The organism is Novosphingobium sp. NPDC080210, from assembly GCF_050281025.1.
Taxonomy (GTDB): domain Bacteria; phylum Pseudomonadota; class Alphaproteobacteria; order Sphingomonadales; family Sphingomonadaceae; genus Novosphingobium.
Window position 1 is genome coordinate 141,490 of the sequence record NZ_JBNNWL010000001.1, and the last position, 22,876, is coordinate 164,365.

Below are 22,876 nucleotides of genomic sequence, written 5' to 3' on the forward strand. Positions count from 1 at the left end.
TTCCTCAGGACTGTTCGAGAACGTAGAGGCCCGGAGCCGGTTCCATCGGCGGGTGCTGCTTGCTGCCCAGGGCCTGCGGTGCCGGCACTTTTCCTCCCGACCTCTTTTGCAGCCATTCCATCCAGAACGGCCACCAGCTTCCTGCCTGTTCCTCTGCTCCCTTGAGCCATGCGTCAACATCGGCGGGCGGCTGTCCACCCTTTTTCGAGACGTAGTACTTCGCCTTGGGATTGCCCGGCGGGTTGAGGATCGCCTGCATGTGGCCCGACTGGCTGAGCACGAAAGTGACGTCTTTCGATCCGAACAGCTGGGTAGAGCGGTAACAGGCGCGCCACGGAGTGATGTGATCGGTCGTTCCGCCCAGGATGAACAGGTCGCTTTTGACCTTGCTCAGGTCGATCTTGTGCCCGGCCATCTCGACCTCGCCCTTGCGGGTAAAGGCCAGGGTTTCGAACAGGTGGAGGAAATCCCCCATCAGGCTGGCCGACAGGTTGGTGGCGTCCGCGTTCCAGAACAGCACGTCGAAGGCCGGGGGATCGTCGCCCATCAGGTAATTGTTGATGACATAGTTCCAGATCAGGTCGTTCGGGCGCAGCCAGGCAAAGCCGCGCGCCAGGTCGTCGCCCTTGATGATCCCGGCCCTGGCCGCACGCTGCTTGGCCAGTTGCAGGCCGTTTTCGGTCATCAGCGAGCCGGCCTCGATATCGTTCTGCTTGGGATGCAGGACCGTGACCATATAGGTCAGCGCGCCCAGCCGCTTGTCCCCGGCAGCGGCCATCTTGCTGGCCAGGATCGCGCCGGTCTGCCCGCCCGAGCAGGCCGAGGAAATATTGACCTTGGGCGCGCCGGTAATCTCGCAGACGATGTCCACCGCCTTCATGCACGAGGCGATGTATTCGTCCATGCCCCAGACGCCTTCCTCTTTCGTGGGGTTCTTCCACGAGATGACGAAGCACTGGATGCCGTTGTCGACCTGCCACTTCACCACCGACTTCTCTGGCGAAAGGTCGTTGATGTACATCTTGTTGATCTGCGGCGGGATCGTCAGCTGCGGGATCGCGTGCACTTCGTCCGTGGTCGGGGCGTAGTGGATCAGTTCGAACATGGCATCGCGGTAAACGACCGCGCCTTTCGACGTGGCGACATTCTCGCCCAGCTTGAAGGGCTTTTTATCGACCTGGCTGACCATGCCGCCGTTGTGGACCAGGTCGTTGTAGGCGTTCTTCAGCCCCTTGATCAGGCTCAGCCCGCCGCTGTCGATCACCCGCTTCTGCGCCGATGGATTGCCGGCCAGGGTGTTGGTCGGCGCCAGGCCGTCGATGATGATGTTGGAAATGAAGTTGGCCCGGTCACGCTCCAGCTCGTCCAGTTCCAGGTCCTCCAGCCATTTCTTCATGCCCTTCTGGACGGCGAGGTAATATTGCGCACCGGCGCGGAAGAAGGGGTTGAAGCGCCAGGCCGGGTCCATGAAGCGCTTGTCCTTGGGATCGGGGGCCAGGTCCGACTTGCCGGACAGGATCTTGACCACGTCCTCGCCCAGGCCCTGCATATGCTTGAACGTGCGCCCCGGATCGCTGGCCGTTTCGCGCAGCAGCAGGGCCACCGCCCCGACAAAGTCCTCTCGCGCCAGACCGACCAGCGGCCCCAGCGCCGTGGTTGACTGGGCCGCTTCGTTCTCAAGCGTGGTGCCGTGCCTGGCCATCCTCGTCCCCCCGAACCTATGTTTATGCCTGGCATGATGCCCTTCACTTCGGAGCATTTCAAGCGGCGCGATCGGTTAACGAAAATCACTCCATGTGGGTCAGGCGAAAAGCTTAATTTAACGGTTTATCAAGCGCTTCCTGACATGCGGGTAAGGATGGTCGCAGCCTCAGCCAATTTGTCCCGCGTCATGGGAGGCGCACAAGCGCAGCGCGTCGATGCGCCTGGCGATGGCGCTGCGGCCCTGCCAGCGGACGGCCCGCGGCTGGAGAAACGCCTTCCCGGCGCGCGTCCCCTGCCGCTGCGCCGCGTGCCGGTCCAGCCGATCCGTCCCAACCTGATCGAACCCAACTGGGTGCTGATGGCACCGATCATAGGGGCGGCGGCACTGACCAATGGCATCGCCACCATGACCCTGCCGCACTTCTATGCCGTGCTTGGCTGGGTGACGGCGCTGCTCATCGCGGCCTCGACCCCCTGGCTGATCCGGTTCGAGCGGGGACGGAACCTATCCGCCACCTGGCACAATACTGTCAGCGCGTTCCTGACCGCCCTGCCGATGTTCCTGATCGGCCTGTCCGTCGCGCTGTGGACCGATGCCACCCAGGCGCACTGGCGCGACGCGGTAGGCACCCTGGTCATGATCGGGGCCATGGCCAGCATCATCCTGAAGCGCCGCGCCCACAGCATCATTACCGCCCATGTTGCCCTGTGGACGGGCGTTGCCCTGATCGCGGGCAACCGGGGGATCTGGTTCGGCCTGACCATCGGGGCGGCCATCGGCCTGATCACCGCGATCCGCCAGGCCCACGCCGACGAGCGCGACGCGCGGCGGCAGCGGCAGCGCGAACACAACCAGCTGCGGGCCGAGGAAATCCTCAGCGACTATGAACAGACCGGGCAGGGCTGGTTCTGGGAAACCGACCGGCGCGGCCTGCTGGTCTATGTCTCGCCGACCATTGGCGAAGTCCTGCGCATGCCGCAGGGCCGGCTGCTGGGGCGGCCCCTGACCGAACTGTTCGATCCGACCGAGCAGGGCCTGGATGGCGAGCGGTCGCTGGCCTTTCACCTGACCGCGCGTTCGCCGTTCCTGGACCTGACGCTGCGCGCCGCCAGCCGGAGCGAGGAACGCTGGTGGTCGGTCAGCGGGCGGCCGATCTATGACAGTTCGGGCAATTACCTGGGCTTTCGCGGATCGGGCAACGACCTGACCGAAAAGCTGCGCTCGGAAGAGCAGGTGTCGCGCCTGGCCCATTACGATTCGCTGACGGGCCTGGCCAACCGCGTCCAGATGGCCCGCACGCTGGAACAGATCCTGACCTCGCCCAACAGCGAGGGGCGGACCTGCGCGGTCTTCCTGCTGGACCTCGACCGCTTCAAGCAGGTCAACGATACCATGGGGCATCCGGCGGGGGACAACCTGCTGACCCAGGTGGCAGAGCGGCTGGAAAATGCGGTCGACCAGTATGGCCGCGTCGGCCGGCTGGGCGGGGACGAGTTCCAGGTCATTCTGCCGGGCTATCATTGCCGCGAGGAACTGGCCGCGCTGGCGCAGCGGATCATTGCCGAGCTGTCGGAACCCTATTCGGTCGAAAACCATCGCATCGTCATCGGCGCCTCGATCGGCATCGCGCTGTCGCCGGACGATGGGCTGACTTCCGAAGCGATCATCCGCAATGCCGACCTTGCGCTTTATGCGGCCAAGGACAGCGGGCGCGGGCGTCATCATTTCTATGCCGCCGACCTGCACAGCGACGCCGAAGAGCGCCGCCAGCTGGAACAGGACCTGCGCGATGCCCTGATCAGTGGCGGCTTTGAACTCTATTACCAGCCCGTGGTGCACACCGTGACCGAACGGATCACCGGGTTCGAAGCCCTGCTGCGCTGGAACCACCCCACCCGGGGCTGGCTGCCGCCCTCGAAATTCATTCCGGTAGCGGAAGATTCCGGCCTGATCGCACAGATCGGGGAGTGGGCGCTGCGCACGGCCTGCGCGGACCTGGCGCAATGGCCCGAGCCGGTGCGCGTGGCGGTCAATGTCTCGCCCCTGCAATTCGCCAATCCGTCGCTCCCGGCGATCATCACCCAGGCCCTGGCCGCGGCACAGGTCAATCCGGCGCGGCTTGAGCTGGAAATCACCGAAAGCGTCTTCCTGAACGATGACGAGGGGATCGAAGCGGTCTTTGCCGCGCTCAAGCGGGTCGGGGTGCGGCTGGCGCTGGACGATTTCGGCACCGGCTATTCGGCGCTCGGCTATCTGAAGAAGGCCCCGTTCGACAAGATCAAGATCGACCAGTCCTTCGTGCGCGGGGCAACGGTGGATGGCAGCCGCAACGGCGCGATCATTTCCTCGATCGTCAGCCTGGCCGAGGCCCTGGGCATGGAAACCACGGCGGAAGGCGTGGAAACCCTGGACGAGCTGGACCTGGTCCGCTCGCTCGGTTGCAGCCACGTCCAGGGCCATATCTATGACCAGCCGCTGGACCGCGAGACCGCGACCGCGCGCTTGCAGACCGGGCCGACCGCCGCGGCAACCGGCCCGCGAACCTCGCGCGCGGTGCGCCACTCGGTTCTGCGCAAAGTCGATCTGGTCCATGGCAGCAGAACCTACAGCGGGACGATCCGCAACATTTCGGCGACCGGCGCCATGGTCGAAGGGCTGTGGAACGTGCCGCCGGGTACGGGCTTCACCATCGCCATGGGTGATGGGCACCAGCTGCGGGCGACGACCCGCTGGTGCCAGGACGACCGGATGGGAATGGAGTTCGCGCAGCCGCTGGCAGTGGACTCGATGGGCCGCGTTGCCCTCATCTGGGGCCACGGCGCGGACCGCCCACCGGCCAAGCGCGAAATATGGGAGCAGGACGCTGCCGTTTGATCAACAAGTCGGAACTTGATTCACATTATGCAATTCGAAACCTCGCGCCGCTAATCCGCGAGGGACACTCGGTTTTTTCAATTCTCTGAGGTGAGAGGTCTTTTCTGGAAATGTCGGTTGGTTCGGTCCTTGAACGCATTCGGAATCTGCGGGGTTCCGGGGCAAGCAAGCAGGCAGCGCCGCGCGTTGACCTGACCGGACAGGAACTGCACGAAGCTGTCCTGCTGTTGCAGGACTATGAAGCATCGGGCCTCGGCTGGTTCTGGGCCAGCGACCGCGAAGGGCGGATTACCTACATCTCGGATTGCGTGGCAAAGCTGCTGGGGCAGGAGCGCAGCGCGATCATCGGTCAGCCGCTGCAAAGCATGTTCATCCTGGAACGCGATGAGGACGACCCGGTCGAGCGGACCCTGCCGCTGCTGCTTTCGACGCGAAAGACCTTTTCCGACCTTCAGGTGCGCGCCGCGATCGACGGGAAAGAGATGTGGTGGTCGATCTCGGGCCGTCCCCAGGCGGACGAGGCGGGGGAATTCACCGGATATCGCGGCAACGGCAACGACGTTACGGCGACCCGGCAGAGCCAGCGCGATGCCTCGCGCCTGGCGCAGTACGATTCCCTGACCGGGCTGGCCAACCGTCACCGCATGGGCAAGCGGCTCAGCGCGACGCTGACGGCTTACCAGAAGTCAAAGCGCAGCTGCGCGGTGATGATGATGGACCTCGACCGGTTCAAGGCGGTCAACGATACCCTGGGCCATCCTGCGGGCGATGAATTGCTCAAGCAGGTGGCCGGGCGCCTGCAACGCATCGTCACCGAACCGGGCTGCGAGATCGGGCGGCTGGGCGGCGACGAATTCCAGATCATGATTCCCGATCTCGACGACCGGGGCCGGCTGGGCGAAATCGCCCGGACGATCATCACCATGATCAGCCAGCCCTATCAGATCGAAGGCAGCCGCTGCGTCATCGGTGCCTCGGTCGGGATTGCGATTGCCCCTTACGACGGGATCAATTCCGAAGAGCTGATCCGTTCGGCCGACTTGGCGCTCTATGCCTCGAAGGGCGGCGGGCGCGGCCAGTTCCGGTTCTATTCCAGCGAACTCCATTCCGAAGCGGAGCGCCGCCGCCAGATCGAGGAAGAGCTGCGCGATGCCCTGGCGCATGACCAGATGCACGTGGTCTATCAGCCGATCATCGATACCAAGAGCAACAAGGTGGTGTCGCTGGAGGCCCTGGCGCGCTGGACTCATCCCGAACTGGGCGAAATCTCGCCGGGGGTGTTCATTCCGATTGCCGAGGAAGCCAACCTGATCGGCGCGCTGGGCGATTGGGTGCTCAAGCGCGCCTGCGCCGAAGCGGCGGGCTGGCCGGGCGGCGTGCGGGTGGCGGTCAACGTATCGGCATCGCAGTTCGGCAATGCGGGCTTTGCCGCGGTCGTCGCCCAGGCGCTGGCCCATTCCGGCCTGCAGCCCGAACGGCTGGAACTGGAACTGACCGAGTCGGTCTTCCTGGGCGATGAAAATGCCACGTCGGACATGTTCGCGCAGCTGAAGCTGCTGGGCGTGCGGCTCGCGCTCGACGACTTCGGGACCGGCTATTCCTCGCTCAGTTATTTGCAGCACGCGCCGTTCGACAAGATCAAGATCGACAAGAGCTTCATTCGCGGCGTGACCCGCCCCGAAAGCCGCAATTCCGCGATCATCGCCTCGATTGTCAGCCTGGCCGATGCCCTGAAGATGGATACGACCGCCGAAGGGATCGAGGCGCAGGACGAGCTGCACGCCATGCGCGCGCTGGGCGTGAAGCAGATCCAGGGCTTTATCTATGCATGTGCGGTCCCGCCCGACGAGGTGAGCGCGGCCATGCTCAGCGGAACCTGGGTGATCGAACCGGAAGGCCCCAGCAAGTACCGGCCCGAACGCCGCACCGTGCTGCGCAAGGTCGGCCTGATCCACGAGGATCACCGCTATGAAGCGATGATGCGCAACCTTTCGCGCACCGGGTGCCTGGTCGAAGGCCTGGTCGACGTTCCGGTCGGCACGCCGTTCGTGGTGGATTTCGGCGATGGTCAGCTGGCGGTGGCCGTGGTCCGGCGCTCGGCCGGGGCCACGCAGGGTCTGGAATTCGAACAGCAGCTCGTGGACGACGGGGCAGGCGGCCTGTGCACCCGGCACCGCGTTTCGCCCTATATCCTGGCCCAGGTCGCCGCGCCGCAGCCGGTGGCCGGTGCGGGCCAATATCCGCCGCAGCCGGGCATGCCGCTCAGCATCCCGCGCTTTGGCCAGATCGAAACCAGCAAGGTGAGGACCAAGGTAGCCTGATCGGCCGAGCCTAACCCCCGGGGGCTGAGGGATAATAGACCTTCGGCCCGGCCACCGTAAGCTGCGGCCTGGGCAGCGGGATGCGGGGGAATTCGGGCGAGCCGGCCTGAGGCTGGGCAGCGACGGCGGTCGCCGGCGTTGCAGCAGCCAGGTCTTCAGGCGTGTCGGGATTGATCGGTGCCGGTTCTTCCGGCGTCAGGCTGTCGTCGCCAAAGGCCCATTGGTTCGAGCCGGTCGAACCTGACTTTTTCGCAGGCGGTTCGGCCACGGCGCTGGCCTGGGTTCCGGTCACGGCCTGTTGCTGCGCATTTTCCTGAACCTTGCTCAGAATGCCGCTGTCCTCACCGACCAGAATGTCGACAAGGAAGAGCAGGCCGAAAAGCGCAAGGACAAGATGGCTCGGCTTCATCGTCTTACCCGCACCGGCTGGGAGTGACAGCAGGGGAGGGGTTGTAGATCGCGGAGAGGTCGCGGTTGTCGCGGACGTACATGGCGGCTGTCTTGCGGATCTGCGTATTGATCAGGGAATCGCCGAACATCAGCGGGCGGTAATCGTAGACCACTTCTACGAACATGATGGCCGAACCGGGTTCCGCCGCAACTTGCCGTCCGGCTGGACCGATGGCGGCGAGGCCGGTGCCGTCCGCACCGTCGCCTTCCTTGCCAAAGCTTGATGGATAATCGTCCCCGCCAAAGCAGCGCTGCCAATGGATCCACTGCCCGCCTTGCGCGTTCGCTTCGACGCTGGAGAGGATGATCCTGCCGCGTTCGGCAATATCGAGGCCGGTGGTTTGCAGCACGGTGGCAGCGAACACTTCATTGACGTCTGCTTCGCGAATGCGCGGAATGCCCGAAACGACGCTCTGTTTCGCGCGTGACGCATTGTCGGCAAGGGAAACCGCGACCTGGCTGACCCGCATATGGGTTGTTGCGAAGTTGGTCAGTTCTACCCCGCTGCCCAGCAGCAGGAGGAAAAGCGGTACCGTATAGGCGAACTCGATCAGCGCTACGCCGCTATCCTCGCGGCGGAGCCGGTCAAGCAGAGCGGGGAGCCGCCCGATCACGCGGGGCATATCTGCTTCTCCGGTCGCGCGGCCTGGCTGCCGAACGGCTGGTTGCGCAGCACGGTTGAGGCACTGACCGTATTGGTATCCGCCCAGCCGATGAACCCGCCCATCGGTATCAGCCATCTGTAGGTCAGGTCCGCCGTGTAAACGACGACGTCATCGGCCCCGCCAAGGCCACCGATGGCGCGGTCCTGGTCCCAGGAGTCATTGCCGTTGACGTCGGTGAAACATTCGTTGTCATCGTAGGCGCCATTGTTGTTCGCGTCCTCGAAGTCTTCGGGCGTACCGACATCGTTGAAGGTGGCGTAGTTCTTGCGGGACGAGATGATCGCTCCGTCCGGCGCAATGCCTTTCACCCGCGCAATCACCAGGTTGTCGATCGCGGCGAGGTTGGATGCCGCAGCTTCGAGTCCGGCGTCGCGCCCGGCGTCCTGCACCGCACCGTGGAAGACGCCTTGCAGGTAGACCGCCTGGCCAAGGTTGAAAGTGCCCATCAGCAACAGGAAAAAGACCGGCGCGATCAGGGCGAATTCCACGGCCGTGACGCCGCATTCGTCCCTTGCCAATCGCCGCCCGGTGCCTTGGGTCAAGCGAGCCATGGCAGCTATTGACCCAGCCGCAGATTGGCAACCTGCGAGGCGATATAGCTGAACTGCTGCTGCAATGCGGCCGTGTCGCTGGCGTAAAAGGCGCGGCCATCGCTGGAGCAGGCCTTCATGTCGTTGGTCAGCGTGGTTCCAAAGGCCACGACCCAGACAGTGATCCCTTCTGCCTTCACCGCTTCGCACGCTGCCCTGAACCGCGCGATGTGCCGCGCGGTAACGGTAGTGGTATCGCTGTTCAGCGGGGCGACCCGGTTGGACAGGGCCTCGATCCCATAGGCGTTATAGCCGCCGATATTGGGTTCCATCTGGCCGTCCGACATGAAGATCAGGTGCCGGCTGACCGGCTTGTTGTCCTGGTTGACGTTCTCGGCAAAGATCCCGCGCGGGCTGGCCAGACGTCCGCCCCAGATCATGCCGATATCGTGGTATGTGTTGCCCGTTGCGACCAGGGCGGCGAGGTAGTTTTCCAGCCAGGCGGGCACATCGGCGGGATTGCCCGTGAGTTCGACTTCGCTGAACAGCCGCATCGGCGAAGGGCAGGCGCGGTTCGCATTGGACAGATTGGACGTGGAATCCATGTGCTGCTGGTTTGAGCGGCGATAGGTCAGCCGCTCCCACTGCGGGCGCCAGCGTGTCGCTTCGGAATCGGGTGCGCTGATCAGGTCGAGGTCGAAAGCTCCGCCCGGAACCGGATTCCAGTTTGCGGCATCGACAGTGTCGCGCTCCTCGATGCAGCCATCCCAGACCGTGTTGGTCACCCCGACATTGTGCAGCAGGGCCCCGTTCTGCTTGGCCATGGCAACCATGTCGTAATATCCGGCCTCGTCGGCATAGGTGAAGTTCTCGCTGGCCGGAACGACAGCGCTGCTCGGCATCGTGACGCTGGTCCCGACCGGCACGCTGGCGCGGGTCTTGAACGCCGATGTGTCGAGCATGACCTGCTTGTAGCGCCAGTTCGAAAAGGCGAATTTGGTCACATAAGTCGTTTCCGCAGTCGTCACGGTCCGCGTACAGGTGCGGGTGGTTCCGGAACCGGTCCATGACTTGAAGGCGTAGGTCTTGCGGGTGACCTTGCCCGGGGCGCTGCCGCTGATTTCCGGGTTCGATCCAGACGAGGACGGAAAGGTGTTTGCCCCGTAACGGTTGCAGTTGGCCGAACTGATCCTTGACGGATAGGTTTCGTCAACCGTTCCCGTCGTGACGGTCGTACCAACGTAAACCGGTGTGTTGAACAAGGCCTCGCGCGATTCATAGGGCGCGCTATCCCGGAAAAACTCGACCGGCATCGGCGTATCCGGATGGGATAGAAGCGCGCTGGCGTTCACTGTCATGGAATAGGGTACGAAGCCGTATCGCACTCGGGTCGTGTCCGACGTGACTGCCTGGTTCATCGTGCGGTGAAAGCCTTTGACCGCTTCGCGCAGGCCGGCGATCCGGGAGCCCGACATCGATCCGGTCGTATCCAGCACGAACATCACATCGGTGTTGGACACCTGCAATTCGGCCATGCAGTCGGCCGTGATGGCCATGCTGTCCTTGTTGAACATGTGCATGACCACAGTGGGCACCTGGGCGCTGGCGGTTCCCGTCACCTGCCCCTGATCGTTGCTGTCGGTTTCGAAGACGATGCGGCTTGCACTGACCGTGGCTGCGTCGAAGTTCGCATCGAACATGCGCCGCGCGATGGCGCGTTCGTTCGTTTCAAAGACGCCGGATTTGCCCATGGCGCGCCTTCCGGCCAGAGTTCCGGCATCGCACGCCGATTGAAGCTGGGTTTTTGCCATGTAAGCGCGGCTCATATCCAGCCCCCCGCCGATCATGGCAAGGATCGGAACCAGCGAGGCGGCGCTGATCAACGCAACGTTGCCGGACCGGTCCAGCAACAGCGGGCGTAACCAAGGCTTGATAAGGAACATAGAGTTTTCGCTAGCGCTGCTGGACTGAATGCGGGACAGCGCTAGGGATCAACCTCTTACCAAGTCATTAGCAAATAACGCATAATTGCCAATTTTGTCAGGTGGATAAGGTTGATTGGCGGCCAGGGGCAAGCCTGGTGCGCGTTCCGATCTGGCGCAGCCTGAATCACAGGCTGACAGTTTGGCAATCCGCTGCTAACGGCGCGAGCTATGACTGACCTGTCCCGTATCCGCAATTTTTCGATCATTGCGCACATTGACCATGGCAAGAGCACGCTGGCCGACCGGCTGATCCAGTTCACCGGCGGCCTGACCGAGCGCGAAATGAGCGCGCAGGTGCTCGACAACATGGATATCGAGAAGGAACGCGGGATCACGATCAAGGCCCAGACGGTGCGCCTCAACTACAAGGCGCGCGACGGGCTGGATTACGAACTGAACCTGATGGACACGCCCGGCCACGTCGACTTCGCCTATGAAGTCAGCCGCAGCCTGGCCGCCTGCGAAGGCGCGCTGCTGGTGGTCGATGCCGCGCAGGGGGTCGAGGCGCAGACCCTGGCCAACGTCTATCAGTCGATCGAGCATGACCATGAAATCGTGCCGGTCATCAACAAGATCGACCTGCCCGCCGCCGAACCCGAAAAGGTCAAGGCCGAGATCGAGGAGATCATCGGTCTCGACGCCAGCGATGCAGTCCTTGCCAGCGCCAAATCCGGCATCGGGATCGAGGAAGTGCTTGAGGCTGTCGTCACCAAGATCCCCCCGCCCAAGGGGGACCGCGACGCTCCGCTCAAGGCCATGCTGGTCGATAGCTGGTACGATCCCTACCTCGGCGTCGTCATCCTGGTCCGGGTGATCGACGGGGTGATCAAGAAGGGCTTGCAGGTCAAGTTCATGGCCGGCGGGACCGAGCACCTGATCGACCGCGTCGGCTGCATGACGCCCAAGATCGAACATCTGCCCGAACTGGGGCCGGGCGAAATCGGCTTCATCACCGCGCAGATCAAGGAAGTGGCCCAGGCCAAGGTCGGTGACACCATCACCACGGCCAAGAACGGCGCTGCCGAACCTCTGCCGGGCTTCAAGGAAGTCCAGCCGGTGGTGTTCTGCGGCCTGTTCCCGGTCGATGCGGCTGACTTTGAAAAGCTGCGCGAATCCATCGCCAAGCTGCGCCTGAACGATGCCTCGTTCTCGTTCGAAATGGAAAGCAGCGCGGCGCTGGGCTTTGGCTTCCGCTGCGGATTCCTGGGTCTGCTCCACCTGGAAATCATCCAGGAGCGCCTGACACGCGAATATGATCTGGACCTGATCACCACCGCGCCGTCGGTGGTCTATCGCATCCAGCTGCGCAAATCGAAGACCGACGACGCGCGCGAGATCCTGCTGCACAACCCGGCGGACTATCCCGATCCCAGCCGGATCGAGCAGATCGACGAACCGTGGATCAAGGCGACGATCTATACGCCCGACGAATATCTCGGCTCGATCCTCAAGCTGTGCCAGGACCGGCGCGGGGTGCAGACCGGCCTGACCTATGTCGGCGGGCGCGCGCAGGTGACCTATGAACTGCCGCTCAACGAAGTGGTGTTCGATTTCTATGACCGCCTGAAAAGCATCAGCCGCGGCTATGCCAGCTTCGACTATGAACAGATCGGCCTGCGCGAAGGCGATCTGGTCAAGATGAGCATCCTGGTCAACAACGAGCCGGTCGATGCCCTGTCGATGATCGTCCACCGCGGCCAGGCCGAAGCGCGCGGGCGGCACATGTGCGAACGCCTGAAAGACCTGATCCCGCGCCACCTGTTCAAGATCCCGGTCCAGGCCGCGATCGGCGGCAAGGTCATCGCCCGCGAAACCATCGCGGCCATGCGCAAGGACGTCACCGCCAAATGCTATGGCGGCGACATCACCCGCAAGAAAAAGCTGCTGGAAAAGCAGAAGAAGGGCAAGGCCCGGATGCGCGAATACGGCAACGTCAGCATCCCCCAGGAAGCCTTCATTGCGGCACTGCGGATGGGTGAGGAGTAGGGGCGGCGCTTCACCCGCTTTCCTACATGCCCCCGCGCGTGGTTTAGGGGGGTCATGTCGCTTCCCGTTCATCTCACTTCGTGCTGGTTGCCTGGCCTGGCGCAGGAATTTTGTTTTCCCGCGTTGCGTTTTGGCGGCGCTCCCGGTGAAATCGGCAGAAATGCAGGCGGTTCAGGCTGTTGGATGAAGTGGACAGGGTGTCAACTGTGTCAACCTGGGTTCCGCGCACGCGTGCCGGGTAAGCCTGTCGCAGTTGGCGGGGCTTGCGCTCGATCAGGGGAAACACCGCGCCTTTCACTTGGCGTTCAGGAAAGCACTGGTTATAGGCCAGCATCATGATCGCCCGCTCCCCGCTCAAGCTCGCCATCCTTGCCGCTGCCTCCACGGCCATGCTGCTCACTGCCGGTTGCGGCGGGCGGGCTGGAAAGGTGCGGGACACCGCCTTTGTCGCGCGTGACGTGGAAACGCTCTACAATGCGGCGAAGGACCGGCTGGACCGGGGAGATACCCAGGTTGCCGCCGCCCTGTTTGACGAGGTGGAGCGCCAGCACCCCTATTCGCCCTGGGCCCGCCGCGCCCAGTTGATGAGCGCCTTTTCCTATTACGTGGCCAAGGATTACACCAAGTCGATCCAGTCGGCCCAGCGCTTCCTGTCGATCCATCCGGGCAACCGCGACGCGCCCTACGCCTACTACCTGATCGCGCTGTGCTATTACGAGCAGATCAGCGACGTAGACCGTGACCAGAAGATCACCGGCCAGGCGCTGACCGCGCTGACCGAAGTGGTGCGCCGCTATCCGAACACCCGCTATGCCGCCGATGCGCGGGTCAAGCTGGACCTGGTCAACGATCACCTCGCCGGCAAGGAAATGCAGATCGGCCGCTATTACGAGCGTTCGGGCCGCTGGCTGGCTGCCAGCCTGCGTTTCCGCAACGTGATCGAAAACTACCAGACCACCAGCCATGCGCCCGAAGCGCTGTTCCGCATGGTCGAATCCAGCCTGACCCTGGGCATGCAGGAAGAGGCGCTGAAATATGCCGCCGTCCTGGGCAACAACTATCCGGGCAGCGAGTGGTACGACAAGGCCTACAAGCTGATGGGCAAGCATGCTCCGGGCGTGACGGCGAAGTAAGGTGGCAAGGCGGACTTTCTACTCCGCAGGTTGACATTTAGGATTTGCGGGTGCTCTATGGCGCCCGCTCATGCTTTCGCAGAAAACCCGCTATACGATCCGCGCCTTGCAGCACCTGGCCGATACCTGGCGGCAGGGGGCAGTGCGGCTCGATACGATTGCCGAAGCGCAGAATATCCCGCGCAAGTTCCTGACCGTGATCCTCTCCGAAATGGTCCGCGCAGGACTTGTGATTTCGCACCGGGGACGCGACGGTGGGTATGAACTGGCGCTGGCCCCGGTCGATATCCGCTATGGCGACATCATCCGCCTGACGCGCGGCAGCCTGGCTCTGGTCCCATGTGCCAGTCGCAACGCGCACGAACATTGCAACAATTGCCTGCCCGAAGCGGAATGCCGCCTGCGCGGCCTGATGCTGACCCTGCGGGACGAAATGGCGGCGATGCTCGACCGTGTGACCCTGGCCGACCCGATCGCGCTGGAGCCGCCTTTTGATGAGGACGAGGCCAGAGCCGAAACTGGGTAATTCGCGTGCAAGGTGGATGACTCCATGCAATCATGCCGTTAGAACAGGCGGCGAACATGCTGACCCGTCTATCCATCCGCAATGTCGTTCTGATCGAAGCGCTCGACCTCGATTTCGCGGGCGGGCTCGGCGTGCTGACGGGCGAAACGGGGGCGGGCAAGTCGATCCTGCTGGATGCGCTGGGCCTGGTGCTGGGCGCGCGGGCGGATAGCGGGCTGGTCCGTGCTGGCGAGGATCAGGCCAGCGTCACGGCCAGCTTTGAATTCGGCGCTCTGCCGCACGGGATCGCTACGATCCTGGGCGAGGCGGAACTGGACGTGGAACCGGGCGAGCCGCTGCTGATCAAGCGCCGGGTCAAGGCCGATGGCGGATCGAAGGCCTTCGTCAATGACCAGCCGGTCAGCGCCGCCCTGCTGCGCGAACTGGCGGGCCACCTGGTGGAGTTGCACGGCCAGCACGATGATCGCGGCCTGGTCAATCCGCGCGGGCACCGCGCCTTGCTGGACCGCTTTGCCCGCGCGGATGTTGCCGGGGTGGAAGCCGCCTGGGACAAGTGGCGCACCGCGCGCGAAGCGCTGGACGGCGCGCGCGCGGCTATCGCTCGCGCTGCCGAGGACCGCGACCTGCTGCTGGCGCACCTCGCCGAACTGACGGCGCTGGAGCCGCAGGAGGGCGAGGAAGAGCAACTGGCCGAGGCGCGCGCCGCGATGCAAAAGGGCGAGAAGCTGACCGACGACCTGGAGGCGCTGCGCGCGCTGTGGGCCGGATCGGATTCGGCGCTGGCCAATCTGCGCGGCGCGGCGCGGCGGCTGGACCGGATCGCCGGGGAGCATCCCATGCTGGGCGAGGCCCTGGCCGCGCTGGACCGCGCCGTGATCGAGGCGAGCGAGGCCGAGGAAAAGCTGGAGCGCGCGGCCGAGGCGCTGGCTCACGATCCCGCCGCGCTCGACCGGATCGAAACGCGGCTGTTCGATCTGCGCGCGGCTGCCCGCAAGCATCAATGTCAGGTCGATGACTTGCCAGCCAAGATGCGCGACATGCGGACAGCACTCGACGCAATCGAAGGCGGCGAGGCCGAGATTTCCGCGCTTGAACAGGCCGCTGCTGCTGCCGAGGCCGAATACCGCGCGAGAGCGGAGGCTCTGTCCGCGCAGCGCAGCGAAGCCGCCGGGCGGCTCGATGCGGCGGTGGCTGGGGAACTGGCACCGCTGAAGCTGGATGCCGCCAGGTTCCGCACCGCAGTTACGCCGCAACCGGAAGAGCGCTGGGGCCCATCAGGCATGGATGCGGTGGAATTCCTCATCAGCACCAATCCCGGTGCCGATTTCGCGCCCCTGGCCAAGATCGCTTCGGGCGGCGAACTCTCACGCTTCATCCTCGCACTCAAGGTGGCGCTGGCCGAAGAGGGCGGGGCGGCAACGGTGATCTTTGACGAGATCGACCGCGGCGTGGGCGGGGCTGTCGCCAGCGCGATTGGCGAGCGGCTGGCGCGGCTGGCCGACGGGGGGCAATTGCTGGCCGTCACCCACAGCCCGCAGGTCGCGGCGCGGGGCAGCCAGCATTACATGATTGCGAAGTCGAGCGAGGGCACGGTCACGCGCACCTCGGTCCAGTTGCTCGACGTCAGCGGCAGACAGGAAGAAATTGCGCGCATGCTGTCCGGTGCGGAAGTGACGCCCGAAGCGCGCGCCCAGGCTGACCGGCTGCTGGAAGGGGTATGATGGAGCATCCACTGGATCGTCCGGTCTGGCACATGCTGACCGGACCGCAAGCCGCGCTTGCCCGCGGCGCTGGGCAGGCCGTGCGCGTCGATCCACGCTATGGCCCCTTTGCTGCGGCGCATGACCATTCAGACGAGGCCCAGGCCGCGCTGGCCGAACTGCTTGCGCCGGGAGAGCAGGCCTGGCTGGTCGAGGCGGAGGAATGGCCTGCACCTGCCGGAATGCGCACCGCCCGCACCGCACCCCTGTTGCAGATGGTGGCGGAAAGTCCTGCCCTGGTTGCCCCGGACGATGAAGCTGTCGTGCTGCTTGGCGCCGACGATGCCGAAGAGATGGCCGCGCTGGCCATAGCGACCGAACCGGGACCCTGGGCGCCGCTCACGCGTTGCTATGGCAACTTCTATGGCATTCGCCGTAATGGAAAGCTTGCCGCCATGGCCGGATCACGGATGCGCCCCACGCAGGAATTCGGCGAAGTATCCGGCGTCTGCACCTGGCCCGAATTTCGCGGGCAAGGGCTGGCCGGAGTCCTGATCCGCCGCGTGATGGCGGACATCGTTGCGGAGGGCCGGACCCCGTTCCTCCATTCCTACGCCGGCAATGCCAAGGCCATCGGTCTTTATGAGAGCCTCGGCTTTCGCGGGCGGCGGAACATGGTGGTGACCGTGCTGGAGCGGGAGTGAGCAGATGACCGAACTCTTTTCCACCAGCGAGGCGGACGCCGCGAATGAACTGATGCGCCTGGCCCGGCAGATCGCGCGCCACAACCGGCTGTATCACGCCGAGGATTCGCCGGAAATTTCGGACGCGGAATTCGATGCGCTGGTTCGCCGCAATGCGGAGCTTGAGGCCGCCTATCCCCACCTGATCCGGCCCGATTCCCCCAGCCGCAAGGTCGGGCACGACGTCGCAGCTTCGCCGCTGTCCAAGGTGCGGCACGAGCAGCGGATGTTCAGCCTGGACAACGCCTTTTCCGACGAGGACGTGGCGGACTTTGCCACGCGCGTGCGCCGCTTTCTGGCGCTGGGCGATGAAGTGCCGGTGGCCTTCACGGCAGAGGACAAGATCGACGGCCTGTCCTGTTCGCTGCGCTATGAGCAGGGGCGCCTGGTCCGCGCCGCCACGCGCGGCGATGGCGAAGTGGGCGAGGACGTGACGCCCAACGTGCGCACGATCACCGACATCCCCGAACAGCTGTCGGGCGAAGTGCCGGACGTGTTCGAAATCCGGGGCGAGGTCTATATGGCCAAGTCCGATTTCCTTGCGCTCAATGCTGCGCAAGAGGCCGCGGAGGGCAAGATCTTCGCCAATCCGCGCAATGCCGCGGCGGGCTCGCTGCGGCAGAAGGATCCGAAGATTACCGCCAGCCGCCCCTTGCGCTTCCTGGCCTGGGGCTGGGGTGCGGCGAGCGAAGTGCCGGAGCAGAGCCAGTTCGCGATGATGCAGCGTATTGCGGCCTGGGGTCTGCCCGTTTCCCCGCTGCTCGCGCGGTGCGAGAGCGTGGAGGCGATGCTGGCGCACTACCGCGGGATCGAGCACAAGCGCGCCGAGCTGGGCTATGACATCGACGGCGTGGTCTACAAGGTCGACCGGCTGGACTGGCAGGAGCGGCTGGGCTTTGTCGCCAAGGCGCCGCGCTGGGGCATCGCCCACAAGTTTCCGGCCGAACGCGCCGAAACCACGCTGGAGGCCATCGACATCCAGGTCGGCCGCACCGGCAAGCTGACGCCGGTCGGGCGGCTGACTCCGGTTACGGTAGGCGGGGTGGTGGTGCAGAACGTGACGCTGCACAACCGCGACGAGATCGCGCGGCTGGCGGTGCGGCCCGGTGACCGTGTGGTGATCCAGCGCGCCGGCGACGTGATCCCGCAGGTGGTGGAAAACCTCACGCCTGACGAAGCGCGGCCTGCCTACGCTTTCCCGGACCATTGCCCGGAATGCCAGTCCGAAGCCGTGGCGGAAGAGGGCGAAGTCGACGTGCGCTGCACCGGCGGGCTGATCTGTCCGGCGCAACGGACCGAACGGCTCAAGCACTTTGTCAGCCGCGCCGCGCTCGACATCGAGGGGCTGGGCGAGCGGACCATCGACGAGTTCTTCGCCCTGGGCTGGCTGGAAAGCCCGGCGGATATTTTCCGCCTGCGCAAGCGCCGCAGCGCCATCCTTGAGCGCGAGGGGTGGAAGGACAAGTCTGTGGACAACCTGTTGGCAGCGATCGAGGCCAAGCGCGCGCCGGATGCGGCGCGGCTGCTGTTCGGCCTGGGTATTCGCCACGTCGGCGCGGTCACGGCGCGCGACCTGATGAAGCGGTTCGGCTCGCTGCAGCGGCTGCGGACCGTGGCCGAGGCGGCCCATGCCGGGGACGCTGAAGCGGGCGCGGAACTGACCTCGATCGACGGGATCGGCCCCGCCGTCGCCGAGGCGCTGGGCGATTTCTTCCACGAACCGCACAACCGCGCGGTGTGGGACGATCTGCTCAGCGAAGTGTCCCCGCCGGACTACGTGGTCGAAACCAGGGACAGCGCCGTTGCGGGCAAGACCGTGGTCTTTACCGGCGCGCTGGAAACCATGAGCCGGGATGAGGCGAAGGCCCAGGCGGAGCGGCTTGGCGCGCGCTCTGCCGGTTCGGTCTCGGCCAAGACCGACCTGGTGGTCGCCGGACCCGGCGCCGGCTCCAAGCTGAAGAAAGCGCAGGAACTCGGGATCGAAGTGATCGACGAGGCAGCCTGGGCGGAAATCGTGAAGGCGGCGGGTTAGGGCCTGACACCCTTCGACAAGCTCAGGGTGAGCGGGTGTAGGCGCGTTACCAACCCCCGCTCAGGCTGAGCGAGTGCTTCAATGAACCCGCTCAGATACCCTTCGACAGGCTCAGGGTGAGCGGGTGTAGTCGCGTCACCGAACCCCGCTCAGGCTGAGCTTGTCGAAGCCGGGTTGTTTTCGCCAACCCTCACGAATGCTCCTGCGCTTGCGGGATCGGCGCGCGGGTGCGGCGCACGGCGACGATCAGCACACCGGTCAGGGCAATGGCAGATCCGGCAATCATCTGCGCGTCCAGCCGGTCCCCCGTAATCGCCACGCCGAGGCCAATGGTGGCGAGCGGCGTGATCAGCGTCAGCGGCGAAAGCAGGTTCGCTTCGTACCGCTGGATCAGCACGTAATAAGCGGTGTGGGCAACAACGGACACGATCAGCGCGGAGAACAGCAGTGCTGCCAGGAACGGCCAGCCAGCCGCTTCAATGACGGACCACTGCGGATTCTCCAGAATGAAAGTCAGCGGCGTCAGCGCGGCAAAGCCCATCAGGCCAACCCAGGCCTGGAACCGCAGCGGGGCAATCTCGTCCATCTGCTTCATCAGCACCGCGCCAAGCGAGGCAAAAAAGGCCGAGGCGAGGATCAGCAGCATCCCCGAAGAAACCGCGAAACCGGGCTCCCACACCACCAGCAGCACGCCGACCAGCGTCAGGGTGATGCCAAGCGCGCGACGCCAGGCGATCCGCTCACCCAGCATGATTATCGAAAGCAGGGTGGTGATCGGTACGCCTGCCTGGCTGACAATCGCCGCTTCGGATGGGGTGACTGTTTGCAGGCCGACGAACAGGATAGCGAAACTGCCTCCCCCCATCAGCAAGCCGACCAGCAATATGCGCCAGGTCGGTCTGGGGATAGGCAGCAGCCAGGGCAGCGTGGCCAGGAGCACGATGGCAAAGCGCAGCGCGGCATAGAGCAGCGGGGGCACGTGCCACTCTGCGACGACGATCTTGCTGATCACATTGTTGGCCGCCCAGGTCAGGCAGACGCCGATCAGGATCAGGAAGTCGCGCAGGTTCACCTTACCAGGCCCGCGACCAGTCGGGCAGGACGCCTGGACGACTGGCCCGAACCGCTCCGCCATTGCGCTTGCGCAGCCACAGGATCGACCAGTCGCCATTCACCTTGCGCTCGGCAATGCGAAGGCCGGCGGCGCGGCAGGCGCGGCGGACCTGTGGCTCCTGCGTTTCGAGCAGGCCCGCCAGCAGCAAGTGCCCGCCCGGCAGGAGCGCCTTGGCGAAATGGGCGGCAAGCCCGATCAAGGGTCCGGCCAGGATATTGGCAATGATCAGGTCATAAGGCCCGCGCGCTTTGAGCAGCGGATGCTCCATCCCGTCGGCCACCAGCATGGTCAGCTCGCCAGGACCCGCGCCCATCGCAATGCCATTGCTCCGCGCGTTGTCCTCGACCACGCCGACGCAGACCGAATCGATGTCGCTGGCCGTGGCAATGGCGCGCGGCCAGAGGTGGAGACCCGCAAAGGCGAGCAGGCCGGTGCCCGTGCCGATGTCGGCCAGATTGCGCACCACCAGCCCACGCGCCTTCATCTCGCCCAGCATTTCCAGGCACCCGGCAGTCGTGGCGTGCTGCCCCGTGCCGAACGCCTGGCTGGCCGGAATGGCAAAGTCCCGCACGGCGGGGTCGCCCAGCGGCGGATGCTCAGGCGTATGGACGTGAAAGCGTCCAGCGCGGATCGGCTCAAGCCCTTGCTGGCTTTCCGTCACCCAATCGACATCGGGTAGCTTTTCTTCGACCAACCTGGGTGCCTTGCCGGGGAACAGCGCCGCAATCGCGGCCTTGTCCGCCTTGCTCGGCTTACGGGCGAGCCAGGCTTCAAGCTGCCAGTCGTCGGGCCGGTCCTCGGCAATCTCGCTGCCGGACAGGACGATTTCCGGGTCCCAATCGAACGCATCCTCATGCGCCAGCAAGGCAGCCTCGATCACGCCGCGCGGGGCTAGGGCGGTCAGCTTCCAGCTCATTTGGCGGCGGTTTCCTTTTCAAGACGCTCGGCAAGGCGTTGCTGTCCGCCTGCGGCATAGGCCTGGCAAGCCTTGCTATCGACCAAGGCGGCACGACCGGACAGGCGCGGGAGCAAATTGCTGCCTTGCGGGTGGGGCGTCAGCAGCACGTCGCAAGGAAGCGCGGCAATCGCCTTGATCCCGCTGCGGGCCTCATCCACGCGCTGCGGGTGATCGATAAAGCGGTAGGGGCCGCTGGAAATCGTGCTGATGCTGTCCGCGAAGGCGATGTCCAGGCACTTGCCGTCCTGGCAGCTTTGCCACGTCCAGCTGGTCGAGCCCCTGGAATGCGTGGGCGTTGCATGGGCGGTCACGGTAACGCCGCCCAGCGTCAGCTTGCCACCGTCGCGCAGCACGCGGTCCACGCGCGCCGGGGGCATGGGCCGGTCCTTCAGTTCGTCATGCTGCGGATCGTCGGGATAGGAGCGACCAGTGCGCAGGGCTTCCCTGGCAAAAGGACCGACGGCCAACCTTGCGCCGGTGGCTTTCTGGATAGCCGCGATTCCGCCTGCATGATCAAAGTGTTCGTGCGTGACCATCAGCCATTTGATCTGGCGCGGATCGAATCCCAGCATGCGCACGCTGGCCAGGACGTGCTCTGCCGCATCTTCCGGGCCGGCGTCGATCAGCATCAGACCAGCGCTGGTCTCGATCAGGAGGACGGTAATGCCGCAAGTGCCGACGTACCAGGTGTTGCCATAGACATGGGCTGGTGGAGCCGGTTCGGACCAGCCATCGCGCGTTCCGCAGGCGGCGACAATGTCCTTGCTTGCCCCGACCCGCTCGGCAGAGGCGGTGCTGGCAAAACCTAATGCGGCAAGGGCGGCGAGTGTGATCTTAGCGAACAAAGCTGGCTCCATTGGCGTCCAGCACTGCGCCGGTCATGCTTTCGGGGGCATCCAGGGCGCAAAAGGTTGCCATGGTTGCGATTTCTTCCGGCTGGGCGACTCGGCCCAGCGGAATGTCAGCCAATAGGCCCGGACCGCCCCGGCTGGCCAGATAGTCATCCGCCATGGCCGTATCGGTGAAGCCGGGACAGATGGCATAGCTCATGATGCCTTTGCTGGCATAGTGGCGGGCAATGGTTTTGTGCAGGCCGATCATGCCTGCCTTGGCTGCGGCATAGTGCCAGTGGTCCGGCGAATCCCCGCGATAGGCGGCGCGGCTGGCGATGTGGACCACGCGTCCGCCGCGCTCTCCCTCAAGCCAGTGCTTGACGGCCAGGCGCGACAGTTCTGCCGCTGCGGTCAGATTGATCCGCAGCGTGTCCTCCCAGTTGTCGAGCCATTCGATGTCGGACAGGCCGATGGGATTGGCCTGGAACAGCCCGGCATTGTTGACGAGCAGGTCGATCCGGCCTCCGGCGCGTTCCAGCGCCTGGTCCCAGATTGAAGAAGGCGCGGTCGGGTCGGTTAGGTCGGCGGCAATGGTAGAGGCATCGACGGCACGGGTCGCGTGGCCAATCACCTGAACGCCGCGCGCGCGCAGCGATTGGGCAATGGCCGCGCCGATCCCGCGTGACGAGCCAGTAACGAGGGCAGTTAGATGGGTCATGCCCCGTCTCTGGCCCAGCTTTGCTCCTTCGACAAGCGCGGGCTTGTCCGGATGCGCCAATGCGCTGCTTCGGGCGTGCGAAGCGAAGCTGCCGCACCGTCTTCGCAAGATTACCCCATAGTGCGCTTGCGCCGTTCATCGTTTTGATTATGGGGAGTGTCGCGAAGGGGGCACTTTGCCCCGCCATGAATCCAAGGGGAAACGGCGCAGATGGCTGCCACGAAGAACCGACCGATCGCTCCGCACCTGCAGGTGTGGCGCTGGGGACCGGCAATGCTGGTCTCGATCCTTCACCGCGTTTCCGGCGATGGCCTGGCCCTGGTGGGTCTGGGTGTGCTGATCTGGTGGCTGGCCTCCCTGGCTGGCGGACCGGAGGCCTATGCCGGTTTCGTCGCTCACGCCTCGGCCTGGTATGGCAAGGTGGTGTTGGTTGGCCTGACCTGGGCTTTCTTCAACCACATGGCCTCGGGAATCCGGCACTTCGTGCTGGATATCGGCGCGGGTTACGAGCTTAAGAACAACGCCGCCTGGTCGGTCGCGACGCCGCTGCTTGCGCTTGCCGCAACGGTTGCGACCTGGGCCGTGATTCTCCTGAAGTAAGGA

General features: G+C 64.7%; 19 protein-coding genes. 9 read left to right on the forward strand and 10 right to left on the reverse strand.

Features of this window, described 5'->3' with window-relative positions; all coding sequences use genetic code 11:
* Nucleotides 1-4: 4 nt before the first annotated feature.
* Nucleotides 5-1,702 carry a PHA/PHB synthase family protein gene (locus ACQKOE_RS00730; RefSeq protein WP_427511123.1) on the reverse strand — a complete coding sequence of 566 codons (1,698 nt, stop codon included), beginning with the start codon at nt 1,700-1,702 and terminating at the stop codon, nt 5-7.
* Between the two features lie 189 nt (nt 1,703-1,891).
* Between ACQKOE_RS00730 and ACQKOE_RS00735 the strand changes: the two genes are divergently transcribed.
* Both ACQKOE_RS00735 and ACQKOE_RS00740 read left to right on the forward strand, forming a co-directional pair.
* Nucleotides 1,892-4,579 carry an EAL domain-containing protein gene (locus tag ACQKOE_RS00735; protein WP_427511124.1) on the forward strand — a complete coding sequence of 896 codons (2,688 nt, stop codon included), beginning with the start codon at nt 1,892-1,894 and terminating at the stop codon, nt 4,577-4,579.
* Nucleotides 4,580-4,689: 110 nt separating this feature from the next.
* On the forward strand, nt 4,690-6,900 hold the full coding sequence (locus ACQKOE_RS00740; RefSeq protein ID WP_427511125.1) for a putative bifunctional diguanylate cyclase/phosphodiesterase: 2,211 nt from the start codon (nt 4,690-4,692) through the stop codon (nt 6,898-6,900).
* Between the two features lie 10 nt (nt 6,901-6,910).
* On the opposite strand, the gene ACQKOE_RS00745 is transcribed toward ACQKOE_RS00740, so the two are convergent.
* Genes ACQKOE_RS00745 through ACQKOE_RS00760 form a run of 4 tightly spaced genes read right to left on the reverse strand, consistent with a single transcriptional unit; the run spans nt 6,911 to nt 10,428 of the window.
* On the reverse strand, nt 6,911-7,309 hold the full coding sequence (locus ACQKOE_RS00745; protein WP_427511126.1) for a hypothetical protein: 399 nt from the start codon (nt 7,307-7,309) through the stop codon (nt 6,911-6,913).
* 4 nt (nt 7,310-7,313) lie between these two features.
* Nucleotides 7,314-7,973, reverse strand: a complete 660-nt coding sequence (locus tag ACQKOE_RS00750; RefSeq protein WP_427511127.1) for a TadE/TadG family type IV pilus assembly protein — start codon at nt 7,971-7,973, stop codon at nt 7,314-7,316.
* On the reverse strand, nt 7,961-8,566 hold the full coding sequence (locus ACQKOE_RS00755; protein WP_427511128.1) for a TadE/TadG family type IV pilus assembly protein: 606 nt from the start codon (nt 8,564-8,566) through the stop codon (nt 7,961-7,963). Before ACQKOE_RS00755 ends, ACQKOE_RS00750 begins: the two co-directional genes overlap by 13 nt.
* A gap of 5 nt (nt 8,567-8,571) precedes the next feature.
* Entirely contained in the window at nt 8,572-10,428 is a 1,857-nt protein-coding gene (locus tag ACQKOE_RS00760; protein ID WP_427511129.1) for a VWA domain-containing protein, read from the reverse strand.
* 270 nt (nt 10,429-10,698) lie between these two features.
* Here ACQKOE_RS00760 and lepA point away from each other — a divergent pair, with 270 nt between their 5' ends.
* Nucleotides 10,699-12,516 (forward strand): translation elongation factor 4, encoded by a 1,818-nt coding sequence (gene lepA / locus ACQKOE_RS00765; protein WP_427511130.1) that lies wholly within the window; start codon nt 10,699-10,701, stop codon nt 12,514-12,516.
* Between the two features lie 73 nt (nt 12,517-12,589).
* On the opposite strand, the gene ACQKOE_RS00770 is transcribed toward lepA, so the two are convergent.
* Nucleotides 12,590-12,853: a hypothetical protein gene (locus ACQKOE_RS00770; protein WP_427511131.1), complete on the reverse strand. Its 264-nt coding sequence runs from the start codon at nt 12,851-12,853 to the stop codon at nt 12,590-12,592.
* On the opposite strand from ACQKOE_RS00770, the gene ACQKOE_RS00775 reads away from it, so the two are divergent.
* The 5 genes from ACQKOE_RS00775 to ligA all read left to right on the forward strand — a co-directional run bounded on the left by ACQKOE_RS00775 (nt 12,852) and on the right by ligA (nt 18,650).
* Complete coding sequence (locus ACQKOE_RS00775; protein ID WP_427511132.1) at nt 12,852-13,649, forward strand: outer membrane protein assembly factor BamD; 798 nt, start codon at nt 12,852-12,854, stop codon at nt 13,647-13,649. The genes ACQKOE_RS00770 and ACQKOE_RS00775 overlap by 2 nt on opposite strands.
* A gap of 70 nt (nt 13,650-13,719) precedes the next feature.
* On the forward strand, nt 13,720-14,175 hold the full coding sequence (locus tag ACQKOE_RS00780; RefSeq protein WP_427511133.1) for an RrF2 family transcriptional regulator: 456 nt from the start codon (nt 13,720-13,722) through the stop codon (nt 14,173-14,175).
* Nucleotides 14,176-14,231: 56 nt separating this feature from the next.
* A complete protein-coding gene (gene recN, locus ACQKOE_RS00785; protein WP_427511134.1) occupies nt 14,232-15,896 on the forward strand; it encodes a DNA repair protein RecN in 1,665 nt (554 codons plus the stop codon).
* Nucleotides 15,896-16,579, forward strand: a complete 684-nt coding sequence (locus ACQKOE_RS00790; RefSeq protein WP_427511135.1) for a GNAT family N-acetyltransferase — start codon at nt 15,896-15,898, stop codon at nt 16,577-16,579. Before recN ends, ACQKOE_RS00790 begins: the two co-directional genes overlap by 1 nt.
* Before the next feature lie 4 nt (nt 16,580-16,583).
* The gene (gene ligA / locus ACQKOE_RS00795; RefSeq protein WP_427511136.1) at nt 16,584-18,650 is read left to right on the forward strand and encodes an NAD-dependent DNA ligase LigA; all 2,067 of its coding nucleotides are present in this window, start codon (nt 16,584-16,586) and stop codon (nt 18,648-18,650) included.
* 190 nt (nt 18,651-18,840) lie between these two features.
* On the opposite strand, the gene ACQKOE_RS00800 is transcribed toward ligA, so the two are convergent.
* From ACQKOE_RS00800 to ACQKOE_RS00815, 4 genes are read right to left on the reverse strand one after another with little or no spacing between them, the layout of a single operon-like run.
* On the reverse strand, nt 18,841-19,785 hold the full coding sequence (locus tag ACQKOE_RS00800; RefSeq protein WP_427511137.1) for a DMT family transporter: 945 nt from the start codon (nt 19,783-19,785) through the stop codon (nt 18,841-18,843).
* Nucleotides 19,724-20,680 (reverse strand): 50S ribosomal protein L11 methyltransferase, encoded by a 957-nt coding sequence (locus tag ACQKOE_RS00805; protein WP_427511138.1) that lies wholly within the window; start codon nt 20,678-20,680, stop codon nt 19,724-19,726. Before ACQKOE_RS00805 ends, ACQKOE_RS00800 begins: the two co-directional genes overlap by 62 nt.
* Nucleotides 20,677-21,567 (reverse strand): subclass B3 metallo-beta-lactamase, encoded by an 891-nt coding sequence (bla, locus tag ACQKOE_RS00810; RefSeq protein ID WP_427511139.1) that lies wholly within the window; start codon nt 21,565-21,567, stop codon nt 20,677-20,679. Before bla ends, ACQKOE_RS00805 begins: the two co-directional genes overlap by 4 nt.
* Nucleotides 21,557-22,273 carry an SDR family NAD(P)-dependent oxidoreductase gene (locus ACQKOE_RS00815; RefSeq protein ID WP_427511140.1) on the reverse strand — a complete coding sequence of 239 codons (717 nt, stop codon included), beginning with the start codon at nt 22,271-22,273 and terminating at the stop codon, nt 21,557-21,559. The genes bla and ACQKOE_RS00815 overlap by 11 nt, the downstream gene beginning before the upstream one ends.
* 210 nt (nt 22,274-22,483) lie before the next feature.
* On the opposite strand from ACQKOE_RS00815, the gene sdhC reads away from it, so the two are divergent.
* Nucleotides 22,484-22,873 (forward strand): succinate dehydrogenase, cytochrome b556 subunit, encoded by a 390-nt coding sequence (sdhC, locus tag ACQKOE_RS00820; protein WP_374589855.1) that lies wholly within the window; start codon nt 22,484-22,486, stop codon nt 22,871-22,873.
* The last annotated feature ends 3 nt before the right edge of the window (nt 22,874-22,876 follow it).